The organism is Streptomyces sp. NPDC079167 (assembly GCF_040686735.1).
Lineage (GTDB): Bacteria > Actinomycetota > Actinomycetes > Streptomycetales > Streptomycetaceae > Streptomyces.
On sequence record NZ_JBFBLO010000010.1, the window covers coordinates 134,992 to 159,265 of the forward strand.

22 protein-coding genes and 1 tRNA gene are annotated in these 24,274 nt (G+C 69.6%); 13 read left to right on the forward strand and 10 right to left on the reverse strand.

The annotated features are described in order from the left end of the window. Positions 1 to 17 precede the first annotated feature (17 nt). The 3 genes from AB0P41_RS21940 to AB0P41_RS21950 all read right to left on the reverse strand — a co-directional run bounded on the left by AB0P41_RS21940 (position 18) and on the right by AB0P41_RS21950 (position 4,598). Positions 18 to 917, reverse strand: coding sequence for a cellulose-binding protein (locus AB0P41_RS21940; protein WP_365933624.1), 900 nt, complete (start codon positions 915 to 917; stop codon positions 18 to 20). A 205-nt stretch (positions 918 to 1,122) separates the two neighbouring features. After that, the gene (locus tag AB0P41_RS21945; protein ID WP_365933625.1) at positions 1,123 to 3,624 is read right to left on the reverse strand and encodes an SUKH-4 family immunity protein; all 2,502 of its coding nucleotides are present in this window, start codon (positions 3,622 to 3,624) and stop codon (positions 1,123 to 1,125) included. Continuing rightward, positions 3,621 to 4,598 (reverse strand): SMI1/KNR4 family protein, encoded by a 978-nt coding sequence (locus tag AB0P41_RS21950; protein WP_356709654.1) that lies wholly within the window; start codon positions 4,596 to 4,598, stop codon positions 3,621 to 3,623. Before AB0P41_RS21950 ends, AB0P41_RS21945 begins: the two co-directional genes overlap by 4 nt. Positions 4,599 to 4,835: 237 nt before the next feature. On the opposite strand from AB0P41_RS21950, the gene AB0P41_RS21955 reads away from it, so the two are divergent. Both AB0P41_RS21955 and AB0P41_RS21960 read left to right on the forward strand, forming a co-directional pair. Further along, a complete protein-coding gene (locus AB0P41_RS21955; RefSeq protein ID WP_356709655.1) occupies positions 4,836 to 5,357 on the forward strand; it encodes a YwqJ-related putative deaminase in 522 nt (173 codons plus the stop codon). 11 nt (positions 5,358 to 5,368) lie between these two features. Continuing rightward, positions 5,369 to 5,878: an SUKH-3 domain-containing protein gene (locus AB0P41_RS21960; RefSeq protein ID WP_356709657.1), complete on the forward strand. Its 510-nt coding sequence runs from the start codon at positions 5,369 to 5,371 to the stop codon at positions 5,876 to 5,878. 5 nt (positions 5,879 to 5,883) lie between these two features. On the opposite strand, the gene AB0P41_RS21965 is transcribed toward AB0P41_RS21960, so the two are convergent. After that, positions 5,884 to 7,197 (reverse strand): histidine kinase, encoded by a 1,314-nt coding sequence (locus AB0P41_RS21965; protein WP_356709659.1) that lies wholly within the window; start codon positions 7,195 to 7,197, stop codon positions 5,884 to 5,886. 155 nt (positions 7,198 to 7,352) lie between these two features. Between AB0P41_RS21965 and AB0P41_RS21970 the strand changes: the two genes are divergently transcribed. From AB0P41_RS21970 to AB0P41_RS22000, 7 genes are all read left to right on the forward strand, one after another. Beyond that, a complete protein-coding gene (locus AB0P41_RS21970; RefSeq protein ID WP_356709661.1) occupies positions 7,353 to 8,216 on the forward strand; it encodes a hypothetical protein in 864 nt (287 codons plus the stop codon). A gap of 15 nt (positions 8,217 to 8,231) precedes the next feature. Next, positions 8,232 to 8,303: transfer RNA gene (locus AB0P41_RS21975), tRNA-Gln, on the forward strand. Positions 8,304 to 8,410: 107 nt separating this feature from the next. Further along, the gene (gene glmU / locus AB0P41_RS21980; protein WP_365933628.1) at positions 8,411 to 9,859 is read left to right on the forward strand and encodes a bifunctional UDP-N-acetylglucosamine diphosphorylase/glucosamine-1-phosphate N-acetyltransferase GlmU; all 1,449 of its coding nucleotides are present in this window, start codon (positions 8,411 to 8,413) and stop codon (positions 9,857 to 9,859) included. A 120-nt stretch (positions 9,860 to 9,979) separates the two neighbouring features. Then, the gene (locus AB0P41_RS21985) at positions 9,980 to 10,957 is read left to right on the forward strand and encodes a ribose-phosphate diphosphokinase (RefSeq protein WP_033301367.1); all 978 of its coding nucleotides are present in this window, start codon (positions 9,980 to 9,982) and stop codon (positions 10,955 to 10,957) included. Positions 10,958 to 11,156: 199 nt separating this feature from the next. Further along, positions 11,157 to 11,735, forward strand: coding sequence for a 50S ribosomal protein L25/general stress protein Ctc (locus AB0P41_RS21990; protein ID WP_356709665.1), 579 nt, complete (start codon positions 11,157 to 11,159; stop codon positions 11,733 to 11,735). A gap of 136 nt (positions 11,736 to 11,871) precedes the next feature. Further along, positions 11,872 to 12,465, forward strand: a complete 594-nt coding sequence (pth, locus tag AB0P41_RS21995; RefSeq protein WP_365933631.1) for an aminoacyl-tRNA hydrolase — start codon at positions 11,872 to 11,874, stop codon at positions 12,463 to 12,465. 75 nt (positions 12,466 to 12,540) lie between these two features. Further along, complete coding sequence (locus tag AB0P41_RS22000) at positions 12,541 to 13,011, forward strand: hypothetical protein (protein ID WP_356709669.1); 471 nt, start codon at positions 12,541 to 12,543, stop codon at positions 13,009 to 13,011. A 23-nt stretch (positions 13,012 to 13,034) separates the two neighbouring features. On the opposite strand, the gene ppc is transcribed toward AB0P41_RS22000, so the two are convergent. Next, positions 13,035 to 15,764, reverse strand: a complete 2,730-nt coding sequence (ppc, locus tag AB0P41_RS22005; protein ID WP_356709671.1) for a phosphoenolpyruvate carboxylase — start codon at positions 15,762 to 15,764, stop codon at positions 13,035 to 13,037. 329 nt (positions 15,765 to 16,093) lie between these two features. Here ppc and AB0P41_RS22010 point away from each other — a divergent pair, with 329 nt between their 5' ends. The 3 genes from AB0P41_RS22010 (at position 16,094) to AB0P41_RS22020 (ending at position 18,457) form a co-directional block, all read left to right on the forward strand. Further along, positions 16,094 to 17,080: a fatty acid desaturase gene (locus tag AB0P41_RS22010; protein ID WP_365933633.1), complete on the forward strand. Its 987-nt coding sequence runs from the start codon at positions 16,094 to 16,096 to the stop codon at positions 17,078 to 17,080. Then, positions 17,077 to 17,763, forward strand: coding sequence for a TetR/AcrR family transcriptional regulator (locus AB0P41_RS22015; RefSeq protein WP_356709675.1), 687 nt, complete (start codon positions 17,077 to 17,079; stop codon positions 17,761 to 17,763). Before AB0P41_RS22010 ends, AB0P41_RS22015 begins: the two co-directional genes overlap by 4 nt. A 91-nt stretch (positions 17,764 to 17,854) precedes the next feature. Then, positions 17,855 to 18,457 carry a Uma2 family endonuclease gene (locus tag AB0P41_RS22020; protein WP_365933636.1) on the forward strand — a complete coding sequence of 201 codons (603 nt, stop codon included), beginning with the start codon at positions 17,855 to 17,857 and terminating at the stop codon, positions 18,455 to 18,457. 16 nt (positions 18,458 to 18,473) lie between these two features. Here AB0P41_RS22020 and AB0P41_RS22025 read toward each other — a convergent pair whose 3' ends face one another. Continuing rightward, complete coding sequence (locus AB0P41_RS22025) at positions 18,474 to 19,271, reverse strand: trans-aconitate 2-methyltransferase (protein ID WP_365933638.1); 798 nt, start codon at positions 19,269 to 19,271, stop codon at positions 18,474 to 18,476. 88 nt (positions 19,272 to 19,359) lie between these two features. Here AB0P41_RS22025 and AB0P41_RS22030 point away from each other — a divergent pair, with 88 nt between their 5' ends. Beyond that, positions 19,360 to 19,857 carry a MarR family transcriptional regulator gene (locus AB0P41_RS22030; RefSeq protein WP_356709682.1) on the forward strand — a complete coding sequence of 166 codons (498 nt, stop codon included), beginning with the start codon at positions 19,360 to 19,362 and terminating at the stop codon, positions 19,855 to 19,857. Here the strand turns inward: AB0P41_RS22030 and AB0P41_RS22035 are convergent. The 4 genes from AB0P41_RS22035 to galT all read right to left on the reverse strand — a co-directional run bounded on the left by AB0P41_RS22035 (position 19,816) and on the right by galT (position 24,118). Continuing rightward, positions 19,816 to 20,622 carry a response regulator transcription factor gene (locus AB0P41_RS22035; RefSeq protein WP_356709684.1) on the reverse strand — a complete coding sequence of 269 codons (807 nt, stop codon included), beginning with the start codon at positions 20,620 to 20,622 and terminating at the stop codon, positions 19,816 to 19,818. The genes AB0P41_RS22030 and AB0P41_RS22035 overlap by 42 nt on opposite strands. A 309-nt stretch (positions 20,623 to 20,931) precedes the next feature. Beyond that, positions 20,932 to 22,101 (reverse strand): galactokinase, encoded by a 1,170-nt coding sequence (galK, locus tag AB0P41_RS22040; protein WP_365933640.1) that lies wholly within the window; start codon positions 22,099 to 22,101, stop codon positions 20,932 to 20,934. Continuing rightward, a complete protein-coding gene (gene galE, locus AB0P41_RS22045) occupies positions 22,098 to 23,078 on the reverse strand; it encodes a UDP-glucose 4-epimerase GalE (RefSeq protein WP_365933642.1) in 981 nt (326 codons plus the stop codon). Before galE ends, galK begins: the two co-directional genes overlap by 4 nt. Then, the gene (gene galT, locus AB0P41_RS22050; protein ID WP_365933644.1) at positions 23,075 to 24,118 is read right to left on the reverse strand and encodes a galactose-1-phosphate uridylyltransferase; all 1,044 of its coding nucleotides are present in this window, start codon (positions 24,116 to 24,118) and stop codon (positions 23,075 to 23,077) included. Before galT ends, galE begins: the two co-directional genes overlap by 4 nt. Positions 24,119 to 24,274 lie beyond the last annotated feature (156 nt).

Genomic DNA, 24,274 nt, shown 5'->3' on the forward strand with positions numbered 1-24,274 from the left:
CGGCGCCAGGCACCCCGTCACTCCCCCACGGACCCCGACACCGCACGCCCCGTGAGCGCCGCCAGCGAATGACGCACATGCGCCATGTGCGCCTGCACCTCCTCACGACCCTCCTCGTGCTCCCGCAGGACCCGCTCCGTCTCCCGCACCACACGCTCCTCCGCCACCCTGGCCCCCGCCAGCAGCTCCGCCGCACGCGCCTCCGCGTCCTCCTGACCGTGCCGGGCCGCCTCCTCCGCCTCCGCGAGCTCCCGCCGCGCCCGGTCGAGCAGCGCCTCCCCACGAGCCGTCAGCTCCGCCTCACGCTCCGCCGCAGCCACCTCGGCACCGGCGATCTCACCCTCCGCCGCCTTGCCCCGCTCGGCATGCTCCTGCTCCTGATGCGCCAGCACCCCCGCCGTACGACGACGCGTGCTGTCCATCTCCGCCTCCGCGGCCCCACGCACCTCACCCGCCTCGTGGCGCGCCTCCTCCAGCAGCGCACCGGCGCTCTCCCGCGCCTCGGCCAGCACCCCCTCCGCACAGGCGTCCGCCTCCGCCCGCACAACCCCAGCCCGCTCACGCGCCGCCTCACGGATCTCCCGGCCCGCCACATCCGCCGCGTCCCGCAGCGCCTGCGCCTCCTCCGACGCCGCCCCCCGCGCCGCCTCCGCCTCGGCCTCCGCCAGAGCCAGGATCTGCTGCGCCCTCTCCCCCAGCGACCGGTACGTCTGCGGAGCGAGCGAGGCCACCACCTCACCCAGCCGCACCGCCTCCGCCGCCAACTCCTCGGCCCGCCCCGTCAGCAGGGCAAGCCGCTCCAGAGCCCCGTCCCGCTCCGCCGACAGCGAGGCCACCACACGGTCCACCTGCTCAGGACGGTAACCACGCCCCCGACCACCGACAAAACCGTGCGCGGACACCGGTCCACCACTCATCCCTGAAGCCCTCTTTCCCGCTCTCCGACTCCCCGACCATGAAGCAATACGTCAAGGATGCGGTAATTGGCCCGGAAGTCGGAATCGATCAGCTGCATTCAGGACGGAAGCGACCCGCATCACAGACACCCCGCACAAAAGGCGCCCGCCCCATCACAGGACGAACGCCTCTCGCACACAACAGATCAGATCCGACCGGCCCGCGTCACAGCAGCCCGTCCCACATCTGCTCCAGCAACACCGACCACCAGCCCTCCGGCGACGCCAGAGCAGCCGCATCGATCGCCACCAGCTGCGCCTGGAAATCGACCGTCCAACGACCCGCCTGCTCAGGATTCAACCCGAACCGCAACCGCCACATCCGGCCCAGCAACGCCATCGACCGCACGAACTCCGGCAGCCCCGTGTTCACGAACTGCGGCGGAACCGGCTGACCCCCCGGACCCGCCTCCACCGGAACAGCCACGATGTTCGCCGTCCCGTACTGCACACAGATCGCCCGGCCGAAGTCCGAACCCATCACCAGATACGAACCCGCGTCCGACGCGGGCTGCACCTGACGCTGCCCCGCCAGCTCCGCCAGCGTCGGCACCACAGGATGACCCGGCTGCGCCCAGAAGAACGGCCCGAAATCAGCAGGCAGCCCCGCCCACACCAGCGTCCGCGCCACCACCTCGGGCACACCCTGACGGGACACCGCCCGCTGATCGAAACGCAGCACACCCTGAGGACCGAAAGCCCCCAGCATCTCCTCCGCCAACGCCTCCGGAGGCACCGCCGGCGCAGGCGGCACCTGCGGCAACGGCGCCCGCACCGGAGCCGGCCGCGCCGGCCCGTCCGCCACCTGATGCAACTCACCCTGATGCGTCAGCAGATGCTGCATCCCCTGCTGCCGGCTCGCATGATCCGTCCCGTACGGCGCGACACTCGTGATCCGGACCTGCGGCCACGTCTCCCGGATCATCCGCGCACAGTAACCACCCGGAAGCTCGCACGACTCCAGCTCCGTATGCAGCTCGATCACCTGCTGCGGCGGCACACCCATCCCCCGCAGCTCATGCAGCATCTGCCACTCCGGATGCGGAGTACCCGGCGCCGAACGCCGGATCAGCTGCTGCTCACTGCCGTCGGCCGCACGGAAACGCAGCACGGCCTGATACCCCGGACCGACCGTCGGCAGGCCCACCGGCTGCTGCGGATAGCCGTACGCCCCAGGAGGCGGCGGCGTGTGCTGACCCGGCGCCCCGGAAGGACCAGGAGGCGGCGGCATGTGCTGCCCCGGCGCCCCGGGAGGACCAGGAGGCCCCGGAGGACCGGGCGGCTGCGGCGCACCCGCACCGGCCTGCCCCGGACCCGCCAGCATCGTCGCGGCATGGTGCACCCCGCCACCCGGAGGCGGCGGCGGAGGACCGGGCGGCGGCGTGGAGCCGGCAGGCGGCGGAGGAGGCGGCGGCGCACCCGGAGCCCCCGGAGGACCCGGAGGAGCAGGAGGACCCGGCGGGCCCGGAGGACGTGGCGCGTTCGGACCACCGATGCTCGCATCGGCGAACATCGTCGCCGCATGATGCAGCCCGCCGCCCGGAGGCGGCGTGGAACCAGGAGGCCCCGGAGGACCAGGCGGCTGCACACCCGGAGGCGGCGTCTGCGAGACCAACTGCGTCGGCACATAGCCACCCGCCGGCGCACCCGGCACACCCGGCCCGGAAGGCGGCGGAACCGCCCCCGGCCGCGCCCCCGGCACCCCGGGCGCCCCGGGCGGCGGCGGAGTCGTCGACACCGACCCCCGAGCACTCCGCGGCGGCACGACGGCCTTGCTCGTCGCCGCGTCCGCGATGTCCCCCGCCCCGCGCCCCGAGCCGGCAGAAGGCGGCCCGGCAGGCGCCGGAGCCGAAGGAGCCGGAGCAGGAGGGACGAAAGGAGCAGCGGGCGCAGGAGGCCCCGGAGGCGGCGCCTGCGGATCCAGCCCCGGCACCACCGCCGTCGGCGGCAGCTGACTGCCACCCGACATCAACGCCGTGGGCGCCTCCGCCGAAACCACCGGCGGCGGAGCCCCGTCGTCGTCCGACCCCGAAAGCGGCGGCGCGAACACCGTCGCGGGCAACGGCACACCGCCCTCGTCGGAACCCGCGTTCGTGTCCGTACCCGCCCAAGGCGTCGCCCCGGCCGGCACCCCGTCGTTCGCCGTCGGCTCATGATCCGGCTGCCCACCGGCAGCCGGCCACGCCGACCCCGAACCACCAGCCGGCGCGGGAACAGAAGGAGAAGGCGCCTCAGGTGCCGGCACAGGAGCCGGAGACGGCGCTTCCCCCTCCGCACGCCGATCCGGAATCCCCAGCTTGTCCGCCGCCTCCTGCAACCACTCCGGCGGCGTCAACAAGAACGACGTCTGATTCAGATCAATACGCTGCGGCGGCTCCGGAGCAGCCTCCACCTCCGCGGAAACCCCGTAATCCTCCTCGTACCGCCGTATCACCTCACCCACCGGCAACCCCGGCCACAACGTCGCCTCACCACTGTCCCGGGCGATCACCAGCCGCTGACGGCCCCCGTCCGAAACAGGACCCTCCGCACGGTCCTCCGCCCACACCACAAAACCCAGCTCGAACTCACGGACCCGGACCTCACGGTGCTGATACGCGGGCACATCACCGTTGACCCACTCATCCGCCCGCTCCTGCGCCTGCGCGAACGTCACCACCGCGCTCACCCCTCCACCGGGACGGCCCGCGCGAAGCCACCGTCCACCATCAGGTTCGCCACCGTCTCCAACTCCGGCGGATTACCCGCCAGACGCTGGAGGAACGCATCGAAGTCCTCACCGCACGGCAACAGCAGCCGGTCCACCCGCTCCTGCACACCCCAGCCGTCCTGATCCCGCGCATCGTCATACGCGCAGAACCACACCGACCCCACACCACCACCACGCACCTTCACCGCCAGGATCCCGCCCTGGACAAAACCCACACCCAGGAAATCCTTCGTGAAGTGATCACGCAGACACTTGTTCACATAAACCAGGTCATTCACAGCCGCTTCCTCACGCACCGTGAAAAACGGCTGATCCACCAGCAGACCCAACTCCGCGTCCAACGCCGCACCCACCGGAGCCGAACCACCGGCCGCCTTCAGGAACGACCTGTACGCACCCGGAAGGCGATACCCCAAATCCTCCTCGACACCCAGGACCTGCTGCTCACCCACCGCCACAGAACCCTTCGGCAAACGGAAATGAGCAGGCCGCGTCTCCTGCAACGGCCGCGTACCACGACGGCCCTGATCCACCGAAGTCGTCGCCAGACCACCGTGATGACGCAACAACGCCTTCACCTCGACCGGCACCAGCTCCATCCGCCGGCCACCCGCCACGTGATGCCACGTCCACCCGTGCGGAGTCGCCACCGCCGGAATCGTGTCCCACAACTCATGACCACTCGCCGCCAACGCCGCGTTCGCCGACACGTAATCCGTCAGCCGCAACTCGTCGATACCGAACCCCGGAGGCGGATCCGCGATCTCCGCCGCCGCACGCGCGTACGGCGAAAGCACCGGAAAGCCGTTCCCGTCCACACGCACACCCCTCGGGTGGCGGGACGCCCGGACAGGATCCGGGAAATGCACGACCTGCCCGGCATAGGCCGCATTCGGTGGCGCGGCTTGCTGCCCGAGCCGACCTGTCGTCATGGCGGTTGCCCCCTGCTGCGTCTGGTGTTGCGCACAGCCTATGCCGTGACGCAACAACGCCCCCCGCCCCCGCCACCCCACTCACCCAACGTCACCAACGCGTGACGGACACGCGACAACCGAACCACCGACCCACGACACGCAGACACGTTTCCCCCACCCAGCTTCCCCACCACCCTGCATATTTGGCAGGCTGTCCCCGCAACTCGGGGGATTGCAGGGAGGGACACCAGCACCATGCACACAGCACAAACAGTCACATCCGGAGACCCACGACTCAGCTGGAGCACCACCGAAACCAACACAGCACCCCACCTCCACCACCGCCGCGACGGCATCCTGCCCGCGGTGGCCGCAGCCCTGTCCGTACGCGGAGAAACACTCACCTGCACCGCAGGCAAAGGCGACCAGCCACCCGTCCTCCACCCCCTCGTACAGGACTTCCTCGACACCCTCACCAGCAACCAACGCGAACGCTTCACCGGACGCTGCCCCGAAGCCATACTCCTCTCACGCCAGCTCACCGCAGCCGACAGCAGCCGCTCCAAACGAGCCCAGCGCAAACCCCTCACCAACGGCGAAGCCCGCCGCGCACTCAAACACGCCCGCCTCACCGCCCGCCGCATCCGCGAGGACGGCGACCCCCTCCACGGCAGCTACGCACCCCCCTGCCGCTCCTGCACCGAAATGCTCGCCCACTTCGGCGTACGCCCCGTCGACCTCACCACCGGTGCGGCGACCACCGCCGAGAAGGGCTGAACCCACCACCCATGCGCGACGTACCCGGCCAACAAGCCCGCAACTCCACCACCCGCTTCCCCGTCGCCCTCGACGCCGCACTCCGCGACGCCGGCTGGCAACCCGGCCGCTGGGACATCCGACAAGCCGAGGAATGGGCCGACGCCCTCCGCTCCCACGCCTCCCCCGCCGGCCACCAGCACGCCGTCTTCCCCGCAGCCGTCGAAGCCTGGGCCGAATTCGGCGGACTCCACATCACCTCCACCGCACCCGGCCGCCACATCGCCACCACCACCGTGCACATCGACCCGCTCAGCGGACTCCACCTCGCACGCACACTCGGCGACCTCGGACGCGCACTCGACACCGAAGTCGCCCCCCTCGGCCAGGAAGGCGACGCACAAGCAGTCCTCGCCATCGACAACGAAGGACGCGTCTACTCCATCGACCACACCGGCGACTGGTACCTCGGCTCCGACATCGACCGCGCCCTCGAAACCCTCATCACCGGCGTACAGCCCACCCGCCTCACCTCAAGCTGACACCCCTACACCGACCCCGCATCCGGCAACACCGCCGACACCCGGAAACCACCCGCATCCGTCGGCCCCGACACGAACACACCCCCCAGCCCCAACACCCGCTCCCGCATCCCCACCAAACCGTTCCCCCCACTCGGCAGCCCCGCATCCGCCGTCACACCATCCGTCGGACCGTTCTCCACCTGCATCGCCACCTCCACACCCCGATACGCCAACCGCACCCACGTCCGCGCACCCGCCGCATGCTTGTGCACGTTCGTCAACGCCTCCTGCACCACCCGGTACGCCGTCTGCTCCACCTCCGGCGCATACGGACGCAACTCCCCCTCCACCGACAACTCCACCGTCATCCCCGCCTCACGGGACTGCGCCACCAACGCCTCCACCTCCCGCAACCGCGGCCCGTCCTCAGCCACCACCACAACCGCCGCCGCAGCCACCCGCCCCACCGAAGCCAACGGCACCTGCCCCGCCGGAGGAGCCACCAGAGCATCCCCGCTCCGCAACACCCCGAGCATCTCCCGCAACTCCGTCAACGCCTGCCGGCCCATATCCCCCACCAACGCAGCGTTACGCACCGCCTTCGCCGGATCCTTCGGAGCCACCGCCTGCAACGCCGCCGCGTGCACCACCATCAGACTCACCCGGTGCGCCACCACGTCATGCATCTCCCGCGCGATCCGCCCCCGCTCCTCCGTACGCGCCCACTCGGCCCGCTCCTCCGCCCGGTCCGCCAGCAGCGACAGCTCCCGCTCCAGCGAATCCGCACGCTCCCGCAGACTCTCCATCAGCCTGCGCCGCGCCCCGATGTAGAGCCCGAAGAACACCGAGGGCGCCGTCAGCCCCAGCGACATGAAGAGCGATATCACCAGGACGTACCAGAGCGGCCCGAGATCGGCGTGCTCACTCACGCTCTGCCGCAGCCGCACGTACGACACGATGAACGCGCCGACCAGCGTCATCCCCGTCAGCACCACCGTGATCCGGCGCGGCACATCGGAAGCCGCCAGGGTGTACAGCCCGACGATCGCCATCAGGAAGCCCATCTCGGCCGGCGTCGTCGCAATCGACACCAGCACCACGGCGATCGGCCAGCGCCTGCGCAGCACCAGCACCGCCCCCGCCAGCAGCCCGAACAGCATCCCCAGCGGCACCGGCAGCCCGGTCTCCCCGGCGAACGCCACCCCCTCCAGCGCACACTCCAACGCCGAAACCAGCGCCAGTCCCACGTCCAGGGCGACACTGCGCCGCCGCTCCCACCACCAGTAGCCGCGGGTGGTCGGACCCGCCGCTTCCCGGTCTGCCCCCGTTGCGGTCATGGCATCCAGCCTACGGGCGGACGCATCCCAATTTCCGGCGAGTCCGTCAGCACAGAAAGTGACCGGTCATACCGCAAAGGCGGGTAGATCGCACGATCCGGTGAACCGAGCACCCTTTCGACCCGGACGTCCGCATTCCGGACGACGCTGCTCGTATGACACATGCCACTGGCAAGTACGCGGACTTCGAGGGACTACGGAAGCAGGCGATCGCGCTGCGGAGGGAGGGACTGAGCCGACGCCAGATCCGCGACCGGCTGTACGTCGACAACAACGACATCCTGAACCGCCTCCTGCAAGGCGAACCCGCCCCGGAGTGGACGAAGCGCCCGAACGCCAAGGACGACCTGCGGGCGAAGGCCCGGGAGCTGCGGCTCCAGGGCATGACCTACGACCAGATCCAGGTGAAGCTGGGGTGCTCGAAGGGGTCGATCTCGCTGTGGGTGCGGGACCTCCCGAAGCCCGTCCCCAGCCGCAGCGCCGTCGAGCAAGCCCGACTAGCAGGGCGCATGCGCTGGGATCACGAACTGGCCGTGCGCGACGAAGAGCGGCAGCGGACGAAGGCCGCCGCGAAGGCGGAGATCGGCGACCTCACGGACCGGGAGCTTCTCCTCATCGGCGTGGGGCTCTACTGGTCCGAGGGGACGAAGGACAAACCGTACGACCGCCGGGAGAACCTGACGTTCGTCAATAGCGACCCGGGCATGATCGAGACCTATCTGGCCTGGCTGGCCGTAGTGGGGGTCACGCCCGACCGCATCTGCTTCCGGGTCATGATCCACGAGACAGCGGACGTCGAGGCCGCCGAACGCTACTGGGCGGAGCTTGTGGGCATCGATGCCTCCGCCCTCCAGAAGACGACACTGAAGAAGCACAACCCCAAGACGTCACGGAAGAACACCGGCGAGACCTATCGCGGCTGCCTGGTGATCCGTGTCGCGCAAGGTGCCGAGTTGTATCGTCGAGTCGAGGGCTGGTGGCGCGGAATCGTGGATCAGGCCCAACTCCACCTCAGGTAGGGTCTGACGCAGTGATCCGCCGTGGGGTAGCGGCATCCCGCAGGCCTTTGGAGCCTTGAGACGCTGGTTCGAATCCAGCCGGCGGAGCCCACGCATCGGGCCCCGACCTCACGGTCGGGGCCCGCGCCAGTTTCGGGCACATACGCCCCCGGTATCCTGCGGATGTCCACCACCCGAAGCCGAAGGGCAATTCCGTGAGCGTCCACCACCCGGCCGCCGTCGTCGTCCTCGCAGCGGGTGAGGGCACCCGCATGAAGTCGAAGACCCCCAAGGTCCTGCACGAGATCTCCGGGCGCTCGCTCGTCGGACATGTCGTCGCCGCCTCCCGTGAGCTCGCCCCCCAGCACCTCGTCGTCGTGGTCGGCCACGCGAGCGAGCAGGTCACCGCGCACCTCTCCGCCGGGGACACCCCCGTACGTACGGCGTACCAGGCCGAGCAGAACGGCACCGGTCACGCGGTCCGGATGGGTCTGGAGGAGCTCGGCGGCACCGTGGACGGCACCGTCGTCGTCGTGTGCGGGGACACCCCGCTGCTCTCCGGCGAGACGCTGTCCGCGTTGGCCGCCACCCACACGGCCGACGGGAACGCCGTCACCGTGCTGACCGCCGAGGTCCCGGACTCCACCGGTTACGGCCGGATCGTCCGCGACGCGGCCACCGGCGCGGTCACGGAGATCGTCGAGCACAAGGACGCCACCGTCGCGCAGCGTGGCATCCGGGAGATCAACTCCGGGGTCTTCGCGTTCGACGGCCGGCTGCTGAGCGAGGCGCTCGGCAAGGTGCGTACGGACAACAGCCAGGGCGAGGAGTACCTCACCGATGTGCTGTCGATCCTGCGCGAGGCGGGTCACCGTGTCGGCGCCTCGGTCGCCGGTGACCACCGGGAGATCCTGGGCATCAACAACCGGCTCCAGCTGGCCGAGGCCAGGCGTCTGCTCAACGAGCGGCTCCTGGAGCGCGCGATGCTGGCGGGTGTGACGGTGGTGGACCCGGCGTCGACGCTGATCGACGCGACGGTGACGTACGAGCGTGACGCGGTCGTGCATCCGGGGACGCAGCTGCTGGGTGCGACGCATCTCGCCGAGGACGCCGAGGTGGGCCCGAACTCGCGGCTGAAGGACACGGTGGTCCACGCGGGCGCCCGTGTGGACAACACGGTCTCGGACGGCGCCGAGGTGGGCCCTGGTGCGTCGGTGGGGCCGTTCGCGTATCTGCGGCCGGGGACGAGGCTGGGCGCGAAGGCCAAGGCGGGTACGTACGTCGAGATGAAGAACGCGACGATCGGTGAGGGCACGAAGGTGCCGCACCTGAGCTATGTCGGGGACGCGACGATCGGTGATCACACCAACATCGGTGCGGCGAGCGTGTTTGTGAACTACGACGGCGTGTCCAAGCACCACACGACGATCGGGTCTCATTGCCGGACCGGGTCGGACAATATGTTTGTGGCGCCTGTCACGGTCGGGGACGGCGTTTACACGGCTGCGGGTTCGGTCATCACGAAGGATGTGCCGGCGGGTTCGCTGGCCGTCGCGCGGGGCCAGCAGCGGAATATCGAGGGCTGGGTCGCCCGGAAGCGGCCCGGGAGTGCGGCGGCTCAGGCCGCTCAGGCGGCCTCGCAGGAGTCCGACGGCGAAAGCTGACCGGAAACAGGTGCGCCAAAGGCGGCGTACCGTGATACGTGCTCACCCATTTCGGCTGGCTCGTCGCACATCGGGACACATGCTGCGCGGTGCCAGATACACGTCTGAGGAGACTGTGCTGTGACCGGGATCAAGACGACCGGCGAGAAGAAACTGATGTTCTTCTCCGGCCGCGCCCACCCCGAGCTGGCCGAGGAGGTCGCGCATCAACTGGGTGTCGGCCTCGTGCCGACGAAGGCCTTCGATTTCGCCAACGGTGAGATCTACGTACGTTTCCAGGAGTCCGCCCGTGGCGCCGACTGCTTCCTGATCCAGAGCCACACGGCTCCGATCAACAAGTGGATCATGGAGCAGCTGATCATGCTGGACGCGCTGAAGCGCGCGTCGGCGCGGTCGATCACGGTGATCGTGCCGTTCTACGGTTATGCCCGTCAGGACAAGAAGCACCGTGGCCGTGAGCCGATCTCGGCCCGTATGGTCGCGGATCTGATGAAGACGGCGGGTGCGGACCGCATCCTCACCGTGGATCTGCACACGGACCAGATCCAGGGGTTCTTCGACGGTCCGGTGGACCACCTGTTCGCGCTGCCGATCCTGGCGGACTACGTGGGTGCGAAGGTCGACCGTTCGAAGCTGACGATCGTCTCTCCGGACGCCGGCCGGGTGCGTGTGGCCGACCGTTGGTGCGACCGGCTGGACGCTCCGCTGGCGATCGTGCACAAGCGTCGTGACAAGGACGTGCCGAACCAGGTCAGCGTCCACGAGGTCGTCGGTAATGTCGAGGGCCGGGTGTGTGTGCTGGTCGACGACATGATCGACACGGGTGGCACGATCTGTGCGGCCGCTGACGCCCTGTTCGCGCATGGTGCCGAGGACGTCATAGTGACGGCTACGCACGGTGTGCTGTCGGGTCCGGCCGCGGACCGGCTGAAGAACTCGAAGGTGTCGGAGTTCGTGTTCACGGACACGCTGCCGACCCCGGGTGAGCTGGAGATCGACAAGATCACGGTGCTTTCGATCGCGCCGACGATCGCGCGTGCGGTGCGTGAGGTGTTCGAGGACGGTTCGGTGACGAGCCTCTTCGAGGAGCAGGAGTGATCACCTGCGGGTGATCGACTTGGGGGGCGGCCTCTCCGCCGGGTAGACTGGACAAGTTGCTCGGCGAGGGAGGCCGTTCTCATGCGTAGGCGTGGGGTCGGTTGTCCGTTATCGACGCGCTCTTCGTAGCAGGCCTGTCGTGGGCCGGGTGACCATCGGTTTTTCGTCACCTTTCGAGTCACCCTACGAGGAGTGCAGCATGGCTGAGATCAAGCTCGACGCAACGGTCCGTACGGAGTTCGGCAAGGGCGCTGCCCGTCGTACGCGTCGTGCCAACCTGGTTCCCGGGGTCGTCTACGGCCACGGTGCTGAGCCGGTTCACATCAACCTTCCGGGCCATGACCTGCTTCTGGCTCTGCGTACGGCCAACGTCCTGATCGGTCTGGAGATCGACGGCAAGGACGCGCTGGTGATTCCGAAGGCCGTGCAGCGTAACGCCATCAAGGGCAACATCGAGCACGTCGACCTCCTCACGGTGAAGCGTGGCGAGAAGGTCGAGGTCGAGGTCGCGGTGCACGTCGAGGGTGACCTGGCGCCGGGCGGCAACCTTCTCGAGTACGTGCAGAACACCCTGCTCGTCGAGGCCGAGGCGACGCACATCCCCGAGTCCGTCACGGTCTCGATCGCGGGTCTGGATGCCGGTGACTCGATCCTGGCGAAGAACATCCCGCTGCCGAAGGGCTCCGTGCTCGCCGGTGACGAGGACGCCGTCGTGCTCCAGGTCGTCACGGCGCAGGTCGAGGAGGCCCCCGCCGAGGAGGCTTCCGCCGAGGCCTGATCCCTCGCCGTACCTGCTTGACTGACGGGGTGGTGGTTCCCTTTTCGGGGGTTCCGCCGCCCCGTCGGCCTGTGTGGGCTTCCCTGTATCGAGTTGTCGACGTGTTCCGTGCGCACTGCGAGGAGACCGAGTTCTGATGTCCGACGTCACCGACCCCTGGCTGATCGTGGGTCTCGGTAATCCGGGTCCTGATTATGCGGCGAACCGGCACAATGTGGGCTTCATGGTGGCTGATCTGCTGGCGGAGCGGATCGGTGGGAAGTTCAAGCGGGCGCAGAAGGCGCAGGCGCAGGTGGTGGAGGGGCGGATCGGTCCGCCGGGTCCGGGGAGCCGGCGGGTGGTGCTGGCGAAGCCGATGTCGTACATGAATCTGTCGGGGGGTCCGGTCACCGCGCTGCGGGATTTCTACAAGGTGCCCATGGATCGCGTCGTGGCTGTGCATGACGAGTTGGACATCGATTTCGGCATGTTGCGCCTGAAGTTGGGTGGTGGTGACAACGGGCACAACGGGTTGAAGTCGATGACGAAGGCGATGGGTCCGGGTTATCACCGGGTGCGGTTCGGGATCGGCCGGCCGCCGGGGCGGATGCAGGTCGCTGATTTTGTGCTGAAGGATTTTTCGTCGGCGGAGCGCAAGGAGCTTGCGTATCTGGTGGACCGGTCGGCGGATGCGGTGGAGTCGTTGTTGGCGGAGGGGTTGGAGCGGGCTCAGTCCGCGTACAACTCCTGACATTCCTGTTGCTTCTTGGGTGTTTTTCGGCCATGGGTTGACCGGTGGTGGGGCGCTGCCCAAGGATCGGCGCCCATGAAGCGGAGTTCTTCCCACCGGCTGGTGGCTCATGGCCGTTCGTTCGTCGCGGGGTGTGTCGTCCTGTTGTTGCTGGTGGCGGGTGTGTGGTCGTCGTGGGAGAGCGCGCATCACGTCGTCCTGGCGAAGGGGCGTGAGCACGGGACGATGTCGGTGACGGTGTGCGGGGAGGATGTCTGCACGGGGTCGTTCTCGCCGGACGCGGTTTCGCGGGAGCGGTCGGAGGTGCGGATCGAGCGGTCCGTGGCGGCGGAGAAGGGGGCTCGTTTCCCTGTTGTGGTGAAGCCCGGTACCGGTGAGGTCGTACGCACCGGGACGCCGGGCTTTCTGCATGCGTGGGTGCCGTTGGGTGGTGCGCTGGTGCTGGCCGCGCTGGTGATCGGTGGGGGTATGCGGCTGACGCGGACGGCGTGGGGTACGGGGGTGGCGGGTGCGGTCCTGTTGTTGGCGACGTTCGTCGCTCTCTGACAGGACCGCACCCGTTCACGGGGTCAGCCGGTGTTGCGGAGGCCTGCGGCTACGCCGTTGACGGTGAGGAGCAGGGCCCGTGCGAGCAGCGGGTCGGGTTCCTCGCCGCGTTCGAGTGCTTGGCGCTGGCGGGCGAGGAGGGAGACCTGGAGGTAGGAGATGGGGTCGAGGTAGGCGTCGCGGATGGCGAAGGTCTGCTGGAGCACCGGGCTGGTGCCGAGGAGTTCCTTGCTGCCGGTGACCTTGAGGACTTCCTGCACGGTGAGTTCGTGCTCGGCTTGGATGGCGTCGAAGACGTGCTTGAGTTCGTCGGGGACGAGGGTGTCGACGTAGTGCCGGGCGATGCGCAGGTCGGTCTTGGCGAGGGTCATCTCGACGTTGGAGAGGAAGTTCTGGAAGAAGTGCCACTGGTCGTGCATTTCTTCGAGGACGGTGCCGAGGCCGGCTTCGCGCAGGGCCTTGAGGCCGGAGCCGACGCCGTACCAGCCGGGGACGATCTGGCGGGACTGGGTCCAGCCGAAGACCCAGGGGATGGCGCGCAGGCCGTCGAGCGAGACTCCGGAGCCGGGGCGGCGGGAGGGTCGCGAGCCCAGGTGGAGGTCGGCGAGCTGGTCCACGGGGGTGGAGGCGAGGAAGTACGTGGGCAGGTCGGGGTCCTCGACCAGCTTGCGGTAGGCGGCGTGGGCGGCGTCGGAGACGGTGTCCATGGCCGCGTCCCAGCGGGCGAGGGCTTCGTCGGACTGGCGGGGTGCGGTGTGGAGTGCGGAGGCCTGGAGGGTGGCCGCGACGGTCAGTTCCAGGTTTTCGCGGGCGAGGGCGGGGATGAGGTACTTGTCGGAGATGACTTCGCCCTGCTCGGTGACCTTGATCTCGCCTTCGAGGGTGCCCCAGGGCTGGGCGAGGATGGCGTCGTGGGAGGGGCCGCCGCCGCGGCCGACGGTGCCGCCGCGGCCGTGGAAGAGGCGGAGGCGTACGCCGTAGCGGTGGGCTACGTCGCGGAGTCGGCGCTGGGCGCGGTGGATTTCCCACTGGGAGGTGGTGATGCCGCCGAACTTGGAGGAGTCGGAGTAGCCGAGCATGACCTCCTGGACGTCGCCGCGGAGTGAGACGAGGCGGCGGTAGGAGGGGTCGGCGAGCATTTCGTCGAGGATGACGTCGGCGGCCTTGAGTTCGTCGGTGGTCTCCAGGAGCGGGACGATGCCGATCTTGGCCCAGCCGCCGTGGAGGTCGATGAGTCCGGCTTCGCGGGCGAGGACGGCGGCGGCGAAGACGTCGTCGGCGCCCTGGCACATCGAGATGATGTAGGACTCGATGACTTCGGGGCCGAAGCGTTCGAAGGCTTCCTTGATGGTGTGGAAGACGCCGAGGGTCTTCTCTCCGGCTGCGTCGAGGGGGGCGGGAGTGGGTGCGAGGGGGCGGCGGGAGCGGAGTTCCTTGGCGAGGAGCTTCTGCCGGTACTCGCGGGGCATGTCGGTGTAGCGCCAGGATTCTTCGCCGAGGCGGTCGAAGAGCTGTCCGAGGGTGTGGTGGTGGGCGTCGGCGTGTTCGCGTACGTCCATGGTGGCGAGTTGCAGGCCGAAGGCGGTCAGCGTGCGGATGGTGCGGTCCATGCGGCCGTCGGCGACGATGCCGCCCTTGTGGGCGCGCAGTGATGTCTGGATGAGTGCGAGGTCGGCGATGAGTTCGGCGGTGCCGAGGTAGTCGCAGCCGGGGCGGTGCGGGGTGCCGTTGGCGAGGCGTTCGCGGGTGTTGACGAGCTTCTGGCGGACGCAGGTGGCCTTGAGGCGGTAGGGCTCCTCGGCGTTCAGCCGCTTGTAGCGGGGGCTGATCTCGGGGAGGCGCTCCAGGTCGGTCTGGAGGCTGGTGAGGAGCTCGTCGGTGGCTCCGGTGTAGCGGATGGAGTTGGAGAGGAGTCCGCGCAGTTGGTCGACGAGTTCGAGGGCGTCGGTGATGCCGTGTTCGTGCTGGAGGATGAGTACGTCCCAGGTGACGGCGGGTGTCACGTTGGGGTTGCCGTCGCGGTCTCCGCCGATCCAGGTGCCGAAGGTGAGGGGGCGTGTGCCGGCGGGCAGTTCGACGCCGACGCGCTCCAGCTCGGCTGCGAGGTCCTCGAGGACGTCGCCGACGGCGTTGGCGTGGAGTTCGTCGAGGTAGTAGATGGCGTTGCGGGCTTCGTCGGCGGGCTCGGGGCGGACGACGCGGAGTTCGTCGGTCTGCCAGATGAGGTCGATGTTCTCGGCGAGCCGTACGTCCTGGCGGCGGCGGTCGGCCTCGATGACGGGGGTGTCCAGGAGCTCGGCGATGCGGCGGAGCTTGTTGAGGACGGAGCGGCGTGCGGCTTCGGTGGGGTGTGCGGTGAAGACGGGCCGGACGTTGAGGTTCTTGACCGTCTCGCGCAGGTGTTCGGGGTCGGCGTCCTTGAGGCGGTCGGCGGTGCGGGCGAGGAGCCCGCCTTCGGCGGACCGGCGGTCGCGCATCTCGTGGGCGCGGTGGACCTGCTCGGTGACGTTGGCGAGGTGGAAGTAGGTGGAGAAGGCGCGCACGAGCTGTGCGGCGGTCTCCAGGTCCGTGTCGCCGAGGAGCTCGGCTGCTGCCTCGCCGTCGGTGCGGGTCAGGGCGCGGACGCGTTCGACGAGGTCGAGGAGGTCTTGGCCCTCCTGTCGTACGAGGGTCTCGCCCAGGAGGTCGCCGAGGCGGCGGATGTCGGCCCGCAGTTCGGTGTTGGCGGCAGGGGTCTGGTCGGCACTGCTCACAGTGTGCGGCTCCTTGCAGTGGTTGAGCACGTCTGTCAGGGGGGCCGGGGCGCTCGCGGTGCTGACGGGGTCACCCCGGTTGTTGCAGAGTGCGGACCGCGCTGTCCGACGCTCCCAGGATAGGTGTCCGGGGGTTCGGTGTGCTCGCTGCCCTGCTGGGTGGTCCCGTTCGGGGGTACACGAAGGGCGGAGGCCGGTTCGCACAAGGGTGGCCACGGTGGTGTCCTCGTGTTGCGGGCCTCTTCGCTGCCATACTTACGTTGCCGTAGGTTACGGAAGCGTAGCCCGCTCATACCGTCATATTTCCTCACCTCACGGGGGACTCCCCAATGCCCACCAGCCCCGATGTGATCGACGACGGCCTGCCGACCGCGGCAGGCGAATCCGCACCCTCCTCCGCCACGCTCGGCGGCGACAAGAAGCGTTCGGTCGAGCAGATCGCGCTGCTGCTCTTCATCGTGGTGCCGTTCGCGGCCCTGGTCGCGGCGGTGCCGCTGGCCTGGGGGCGTGGCGTCAGCTGGCTCGACCTGGCTCTGCTGGTCGTCATGTACTACTGGGGCTGCCACGGCGTGACGATCGGTTTCCACCGCTACTTCACGCACGGCTCGTTCAAGGCGAAGCGCCCGCTGCGTATCGTCCTGGCCGTCGCGGGTTCGATGGCGGTGGAGGGCCCGCTGGTGCGCTGGGTGGCCGACCACCGCAAGCACCACCGGTTCTCCGACGCGGAGGGCGACCCGCATTCGCCGTGGCGGTTCGGTGAGAACTTCCCGGCGCTGCTGAAGGGCCTGTGGTGGGCCCATATCGGCTGGATGTTCAACGAGGAGCAGACGCCGCAGCAGAAGTACGCCCCGGACCTGGTCAGGGACCCGGCGATCCGTGCGATCTCCCGTCATTTCCTCAGCTTCACGGTGCTCTCGCTGGCGATTCCGCCGCTGGTCGGCGGTCTGGTCACGATGTCGTGGTGGGATGCGTTCACCGCCTTCTTCTGGGGTTCGCTGGTCCGCGTGGCGCTGCTGCACCATGTGACGTGGTCGATCAACTCGATCTGTCACGCGGTCGGGAAGCGGCCCTTCAAGTCCCGCGACAGGTCGGGGAACGTGTGGTGGCTGGCGGTGCTCTCGTGCGGTGAGTCGTGGCACAACCTGCACCACGCGGACCCGACGAGCGCGCGGCACGGGGTGATGCGGGGCCAGATCGATTCGAGTGCGCGGCTGATCCGCTGGTTCGAGAAGCTGGGCTGGGCGCACGACGTCCGGTGGCCGGATGCGTCGCGTATCGCCTCCCGGCGCAAGCCCGCGGCCGCCGACCCGGCATGATTGACGACGTGGCGACCGACGGAAGTACCAGCGGCGAGAAGAGCAGGCAGGCCCCGACGAGAAGAGCCCGGCGGGTCCGGATGACGGGCAAGGAGCGCCGCGAGCAGCTCCTGGACATCGGCCGCACCCTGTTCGCCGACAAGGGCTTCGAGGGCACGTCGGTGGAGGAGATCGCGGCGCGTGCCGGGGTCTCCAAGCCGGTGGTGTACGAGCACTTCGGCGGCAAGGAGGGCCTGTACGCCGTCGTGGTCGACCGTGAGATGCGCCAGTTGCTGGACCTGGTGACGGGGGCGCTCACGGCGGGCCATCCGCGTGAGCTGCTGGAGCAGGCGGCGTTCGCGCTGCTCGACTACATCGAGACGTACACGGACGGTTTCCGGATCCTGGTCCGTGACTCGCCGGTCGCGCAGTCCACGGGCACCTTCGCGTCGCTGATCAGTGACATCGCGACGCAGGTCGAGGACATCCTGGGCCTGGAGTTCAAGGCCCGGGGCTTCGATCCGAAGCTGGCCCCGCTGTACGCGCAGGCGCTGGTGGGGATGGTGGCGCTGACCGGGCAGTGGTGGCTGGACGTGCGGAAGCCGAAGAAGGCGGAGGTCGCGGCCCATCTGGTGAATCTCGCGTGGCACGGGCTGGAGAACCTGGAGTCGAAGCCGCGGCTGATAGGCCACCGGAAGAACTGAGCCCCGGCACGTCACCCGTTGTGATGACGCCTGCGGATTCCCGGCCGTAGTGTGGTCGGCAGGGCACAGAATCCCGCCTATGGGAGGAACCATGACCGCCGAGCCGATCACGGGGCACAGCAGCCGCTGGCCGGTGCCCCCGCAGGACGGATACACCGTGGACGACCTGTTCACGCTGCCCGATCTCCCGCCGCACACGGAATTGCTCGACGGGAGCCTGATTTTTGTGAGTCCACAGCGAGATTTCCACAGCACGATGATCGACCTTCTGGTGACCGGGCTCCGTCACAGCGCGCCGTCGGAACTGAAGGCGCGCCGCGAGATGACCGTGGTCCTCGACCGGCGCAACGCCCCGGAGCCGGATGTCTGCGTCGTCCGGGCGGAAGCGGTGACCGGCCGGGAGCAGACCCGCTTCGAGGCAGCCGACGTGCTCCTCGCCGTCGAGGTGGTCTCCCCGGACTCCGAGGCGCGGGACCGTGACACCAAGCCGCAGAAGTACGCGGCGGCCGGCATCCCGAACTTCTGGCTGGTCGAGATGGCCGGGAGCGACAGGCACCCGGTCGTGCGGGTGTACGAGCTGGACCCGGTGAACAAGGCGTACGCCCTGACGGGCATCCACCATGACCGGCTCAAGACCGGGGTTCCGTTCCCCGTCGACCTCGACGTCTCGGCGGAGGCGCTCGACGCCCTCTGACCCTTGGTGCGTACGGTCACCCGGCCGTGCGTGCCACCGCGAAGATCCGGCGGAACGGGAAGACCGTGCCGTGCGGGCCGGCCGGGTAGGCGGTGCGCAGCAGGTCGCGGTATTCGGTGAGGAACGCGTCGCGGGCGTCGGGGTCGTCGGCGAGGGCGTCGAGGAGGGGGCGCAGGCCGGTGCCCTTGACCCAGTCGAGGACGGGGTCCTCGCCTTGGAGGAGGTGCAGGTAGGTGGTCTCCCAGACGTCGACGGTCCGGCCGGGTGCGGTGAGATGTTCCAGGTAGTCGGCGGGGGTGTGTACGGCGTCCGAGTGGCGCAGGAGGCCGTCGAGGCGGTCGTGCCAGCGGGGTGAGCCGGCGAGTTCGCGCATGAGGGTGTGGCTGGGGGCGTCGAAGTTGCCGGGGACCTGGAAGGCGAGGGTGCCGCCGGGGGTGAGGGCGTCCAGCCAGTGGGGGAAGCGGGCGGTGTGGCCGGGGATCCACTGGAGCAGGGCGTTGGAGACGATGAGGTCGTACGTCTCGGTGGGCTCCCAGGTCGCGGCGTCGGCCTCGGTGAAGTCGAGGTGGGGTCCGGCGTGGGTGCGGGCTCGTTCGAGCATCTGGGGTGAGCTGTCGTAGCCGGTGATGCGGGCGCCGGGCCAGCGGTCCGCGAGGAGGGCGGTGACGTTGCCCGCTCCGCAGCCGAGGTCGGCGATCCGGGGTGCGGGTTCGTGCGGGAGTGGTCCGGTCCGGGCCAGGAGGTCGTGGAAGGGGCGGGTGCGGTGGTCGGCGTGGCGGAGGTACTGCCGGGGGTCCCAGGTGGGTGCTGTCATGGGGTCAGGATCACCAGGCAACTCTCTTGATGTCAAGACACTTGAATTCAAGAGACTTCATGTCGAGGGACCCTCTACACTGATCGACATGGAGGACGAGGTCGACCGACTGGTCGCTGCATGGCGCCGTGAGCGCCCCGACCTCGACGTGGAACCACTCGAGGTCCTGAGCCGCGTCTCCCGCCTGGCCAGGCATCTTGACCGGGCCCGCAGGATCGCCTTCGCCGAGCACCAGCTGGAGCCCTGGGAATTCGACGTACTGACGTCCCTGCGCCGCGCCGGCGCCCCGTACCAGCTCTCCCCCGGCCAGCTGCTGACCCAGACCCTGGTCACCTCGGGCACGATGACGAACCGCATCGACCGGCTGACCAAGAAGAATCTCGTGGAGCGGCTGCCCGACCCGAGCGACCGCCGTGGTGTCCTCGTCCGGCTGACCGACCTCGGCCGCGACAAGGCCGACCAGTCGCTGGCCGGGCTGCTCGAACAGGAGCGGGCCATCCTGGGTGAGCTCTCCCGCCAGCAGCGTTCCGAACTGGCCGGACTGCTACGCCAGTTGACCGCCCCGTTCGACAACATCCCCGGTTAGCGCGGCCGGGCCCACCCCGGCCCGCCGGGCCAGCGCCACGGCCGCCAGCGTCGAGTGCACGCCCAGCTTCCCCAGCACGTTCTGCATGTGCGTACGCACCGTGTGCGGCGAGAGGAAGAGCCGCTCCGCGACCGCCTTGCGGCCCAGGCCGGCCACCATGCAGCGCAGCACCTCGCGCTCGCGCGGCGTCAGCGACTCGACGAGCTGCTCGCTCTCCGTGCGGTGCTTGCGGTCCGCGGTCAGCTCCCGCAGGACACCGGTCAGCAGCGCGGCCGGCAGATGCGTCTCGTCGCGCAGCACGCCCCGTATGACTGTCAGCAGCCGTTGCAGCGAGCAGTCCTTGGCGACCCAGCCCGAGGCGCCGGCCTGCAGCGCCATCGCGGCCCGGCGCGGTTCGTCCTTCTCGGCGAGCACCACCGTACGGATCCGGGGCCGGCCCGAACGCACCTCCGCCACCAGCGATATGCCGTCCACCGGCCCGGCGGCGGGCATACCGGCGGGCGCGCCGTCAGGTGCGCCGCGCGGGGCGGGAACGGTGTGGGTGGCGCCGGTGGCGAGGACGCCCAGTTCGGCGTCGACCAGCATCACGTCGTAGCGGCGGCCCTCGGCGGCCGCGCGCTCCAGACACCGCAGCGCGGCGGGGCCGCTGCCCGCCGCGGAGACGTCGACGTCCGGTTCGGCCGCGAGGGCCGCCGCGAGGGACTCGGCAAAGATGCGGTGGTCGTCGACCACCAGAACCCGGATACGAGCCACAGACACCCCCATGCTGTGTGAGCTCCTGGGGCGTCCCGTTCGTGGCCGGCCCCGACGGGGAAGGACCACGGCGGATACGGCGCCCGGAGCACTCCGGTGGACCCTCCGGCGCACGGCCGCCGCCGTGTGCCGGCCGGCCACCCGCTCCGGGCGCCGTACCCGACTGTCTCGTCCCCTGAAACGGCACCGGCCCCCACCGGTGCTGCGCATCAGCCTACGGCGGGCGGGGGGTGGCGGAAGGCGATTCGCAGAACTGACCGCCCCGGGTGTTCGGGGTGTTGTCCATGTGCCGTCTTGGGACCGAAGTAGACAGAGATCGTCTTATTCTGTGATCCGTCGGCCTCCCGCCGAGGGAACCGCGGGGAAGATTCCGGGGGCGGCGTGACCGGCCGCGGTGAAGGCCTCGGAGACGGCCTTGGCGACGGTGTCCTCCATCGCCTCCTCCACCAGCACGATCGCCGATCCGCCGAAGCCGCCCCCGGTCATCCTGGCCCCGAGTGCCCCGGCCTCGTTCGCCGCGGAGACCACGAGGTCCAGCTCCGGGCAGGAGACCCGCAGGTCGTCGCGGAGCGAGACATGACCCGCGTTGAGGACCGGGCCCGCCGCGCGCACCTCACCGGCGTCGAGCAGCGCGATGACCTGCTCCACCCGGTGGTTGTCGCTCACCACGTGGCGGACGTAGCGGACGACCGACTCGTCCTCGCCGGCCGCCGCGAGGGTCTCCAGCGCGGCGTCCAGGTCCTCGTACGGGAGGTCGCGGAGGGTGCCGATGCCGAGTGCCCGGGCTCCCGCCTCGCAGCCGGCCCGGCGTTCCGCGTAGGCGCCGTCGCCCAGGGCGTGCTTGACGCGGGTGTCGACGACCAGCAGCTTCAGCCCGTGCGCGGCCAGGTCGAAGGGGACCTGGCGCAGGGTGAGGTCGCGGGTGTCGAGGTGCAGCGCGTGGCCCTCGGTGCAGCACGCGGAGGCCATCTGGTCCATGACGCCGCAGGGCACACCGACGAACGCGTTCTCGGCCCGCTGGCCGAGGACGGCGACCTCGGGGGCGCTGAGGCCCAGCTGGAAGAGGTCGTTCAGGGCGAGCGCGGTGACAACCTCCAGGGCGGCCGAGGAGGAGAGGCCGGCGCCGACCGGGACGGTGGAGGTGAGCTGTATGTCCGCGCCGGTGACGTCGTGGCCTGCCTCGCGGAGCGCCCAGACGACGCCGGCGGGGTAGGCGGCCCAGCCGTGGCCGGAGTGCGGGGTCAGCTCGTCGACGCGCAGGGAGACGACTCCGCCCGGTACGTCGGTGGAGTGCAGGCGCAGCTGTCCGTCGGTGCGGCGGGCGACGGCGGCGCGTGCGGTGTGCGGGAGGGCGAGCGGCATGACGAAGCCGTCGTTGAAGTCGGTGTACTCACCGATCAGGTTCACCCGTCCGGGTGCGGCCCAGATCCCTTCGGGCGTGGTCCCGTAGAGCGCGGTGAAGGAGGCGGTGAGCTCGGCGTTGTCGGTCATGGTGCGGTGGGCTCCTCTCGGCGGGCGAACGTCCAGGCGTCGGTGACGATGGCAGCCAGGTCGGCGCGCGACGGCTGCCAGCCGAGCCGCTCCCTGGCAGTGGCGGCTGAGGCGACGAGGACGGCCGGGTCGCCGCCGCGCCGGGGTGCGGCGGTCTCCGGGACGGGGTGGCCGGTGACCTGGCGGACGGTCTCGATCACTTCGCGTACGGAGAAGCCGTTGCCGTTGCCGAGGTTGCAGATGAGGTGGTCGCCCGCGGTGGCCGCTCCGAGGGCCAGCAGGTGGGCCTCGGCGAGGTCGGCGACGTGGATGTAGTCGCGTACGCAGGTGCCGTCGGGGGTCGGGTAGTCCTCGCCGTAGACCGAGATGGACTCGCGCTGTCCGAGGGCGACCTGGAGGACCAGCGGGATGAGGTGCGACTCCGGGTCGTGGCGTTCGCCGTGGCTGCCGTAGGCCCCGGCGACGTTGAAGTAACGCAGGGAGACCGCTGCCAGGCCGTGTGCGGCGGCCTCACCGGTGATCATGTGGTCGACGGCGAGCTTCGAGGCGCCGTACGGGTTGGTGGGCGCGGTGGGGTCCGACTCGGTGATGGGGCTGGAGACGGGCTCCCCGTACGTCGCCGCTGTGGAGGAGAAGACGAGGGTGCGCACCCCGGCGTCGCGCATGGCGGCGAGGAGGGCGGTGGTGCCGCCGACGTTGTTGACCCAGTACTTCTCGGGGTCGGCGACCGACTCGCCGACCTGGGAGAACGCCGCGAAGTGGAGCACTCCGTCGTAGCTGGCGTCCAGCCACTTCGCGGCGTCCTGGATGCGGCCCTCGATGAACTCGGCGCCGGCGGGGACGCCCTCGCGGAAGCCGGTCGACAGGTCGTCGAGGACGGTCACGGTGTGACCGGCCTCCAGCAGGTGTGCGGCGACGACACCGCCGACGTATCCCGCGCCGCCCGTCACCAGGTACTTCTTGCCGGTGTTGCTCACTCGCTCGCTACCTCTCGCAGTCGCTGGGCCGCGGCCTCCGGCGGCACGTCGTTGATGAAGACGCCCATGCCCGACTCGGAGCCCGCGAGGAACTTCAGCTTGCCGGTGGTCCGCCTGATGGTGAAAAGCTCGAGGTGCAGCCCGAACTCCTCGCGCCCGGGGACCCTGAAGGGTGCCTGGTGCCAGGCCGAGATGTACGGGGTCGGCGGCTCGCCGGGGCCGAAGATCCGGTCGAATCGCCTCAAGAGTTCCAGATAGACCTGTGGGAACTCCGTGCGTGCGCCCTCGTCGAGTTCGCGCAGGTCGGGGACGCGCCGGCGCGGGTGGAGGTGGACCTCGTACGGCCAGTGCGCGGCGTAGGGCACGAAGGCGACCCAGTGCTCGCCCTCCAGGACGATCCGGTCGCCGTCGGCCAGTTCGCGGGCGACGACGTCGTCGAAGAGGTTGCGGCCGGTCCCGGCGCGGTGGGTCTCCATCGAGCGGAGCATCTGCTCGGTGCGCGGGGTGACGAAGGGGTAGCCGTAGATCTGGCCGTGGGGGTGGCCGAGGGTGACGCCGATCTCGGCGCCCCGGTTCTCGAAGCAGAAGACCTGGGTGACCTGCGGGAGCTCGGCGAGGTCGGCGGTGCGGTCGGTCCAGGCCTCCAGGACCAGGGCGGCCTGGTCCTCGGTGAGGCCGGCGAAGGAGACGTCGTGGTCGGAGGTGAAGCAGACGACCTCGCACCGGCCGGAGTCGCCGGCGAGGGAGGGGAAGCGGTTCTCGAAGACGGCGACGTCGTAGCCGCTGTCGGGGATCTCGCTGAGCCGGCCCTCCCGGGAGGGGCAGAGCGGGCACTCGTCGGCCGGCGGGTGGTAGGTGCGCCCCTGCCGGTGCGAGGCGATGGCGACCGAGTCGCCGAGCAGCGGGTCGTGGCGGATCTCCGAGGACGTCGAGACGGCATCCAGCGGCCGCAGGTCGACGGCGTCGCGGACGGTGTCGTCCGCGGAGTCGTAGTAGATCAGCTCACGGCCGTCGGCGAGGGTCGTAACCGTCTTCTTCACCAGGCTCCTCCATGTAACGCCCTCCAAACATAACCGCACATAACAAATCACAACTCAACACGACAGTCAATGCGGACGAGTCCTGTGGACACCCTGTGCACAGGGCCAGTCGAAACCAGGACATTTCATCCCGCGCGATCACGATCAAACAAAGAA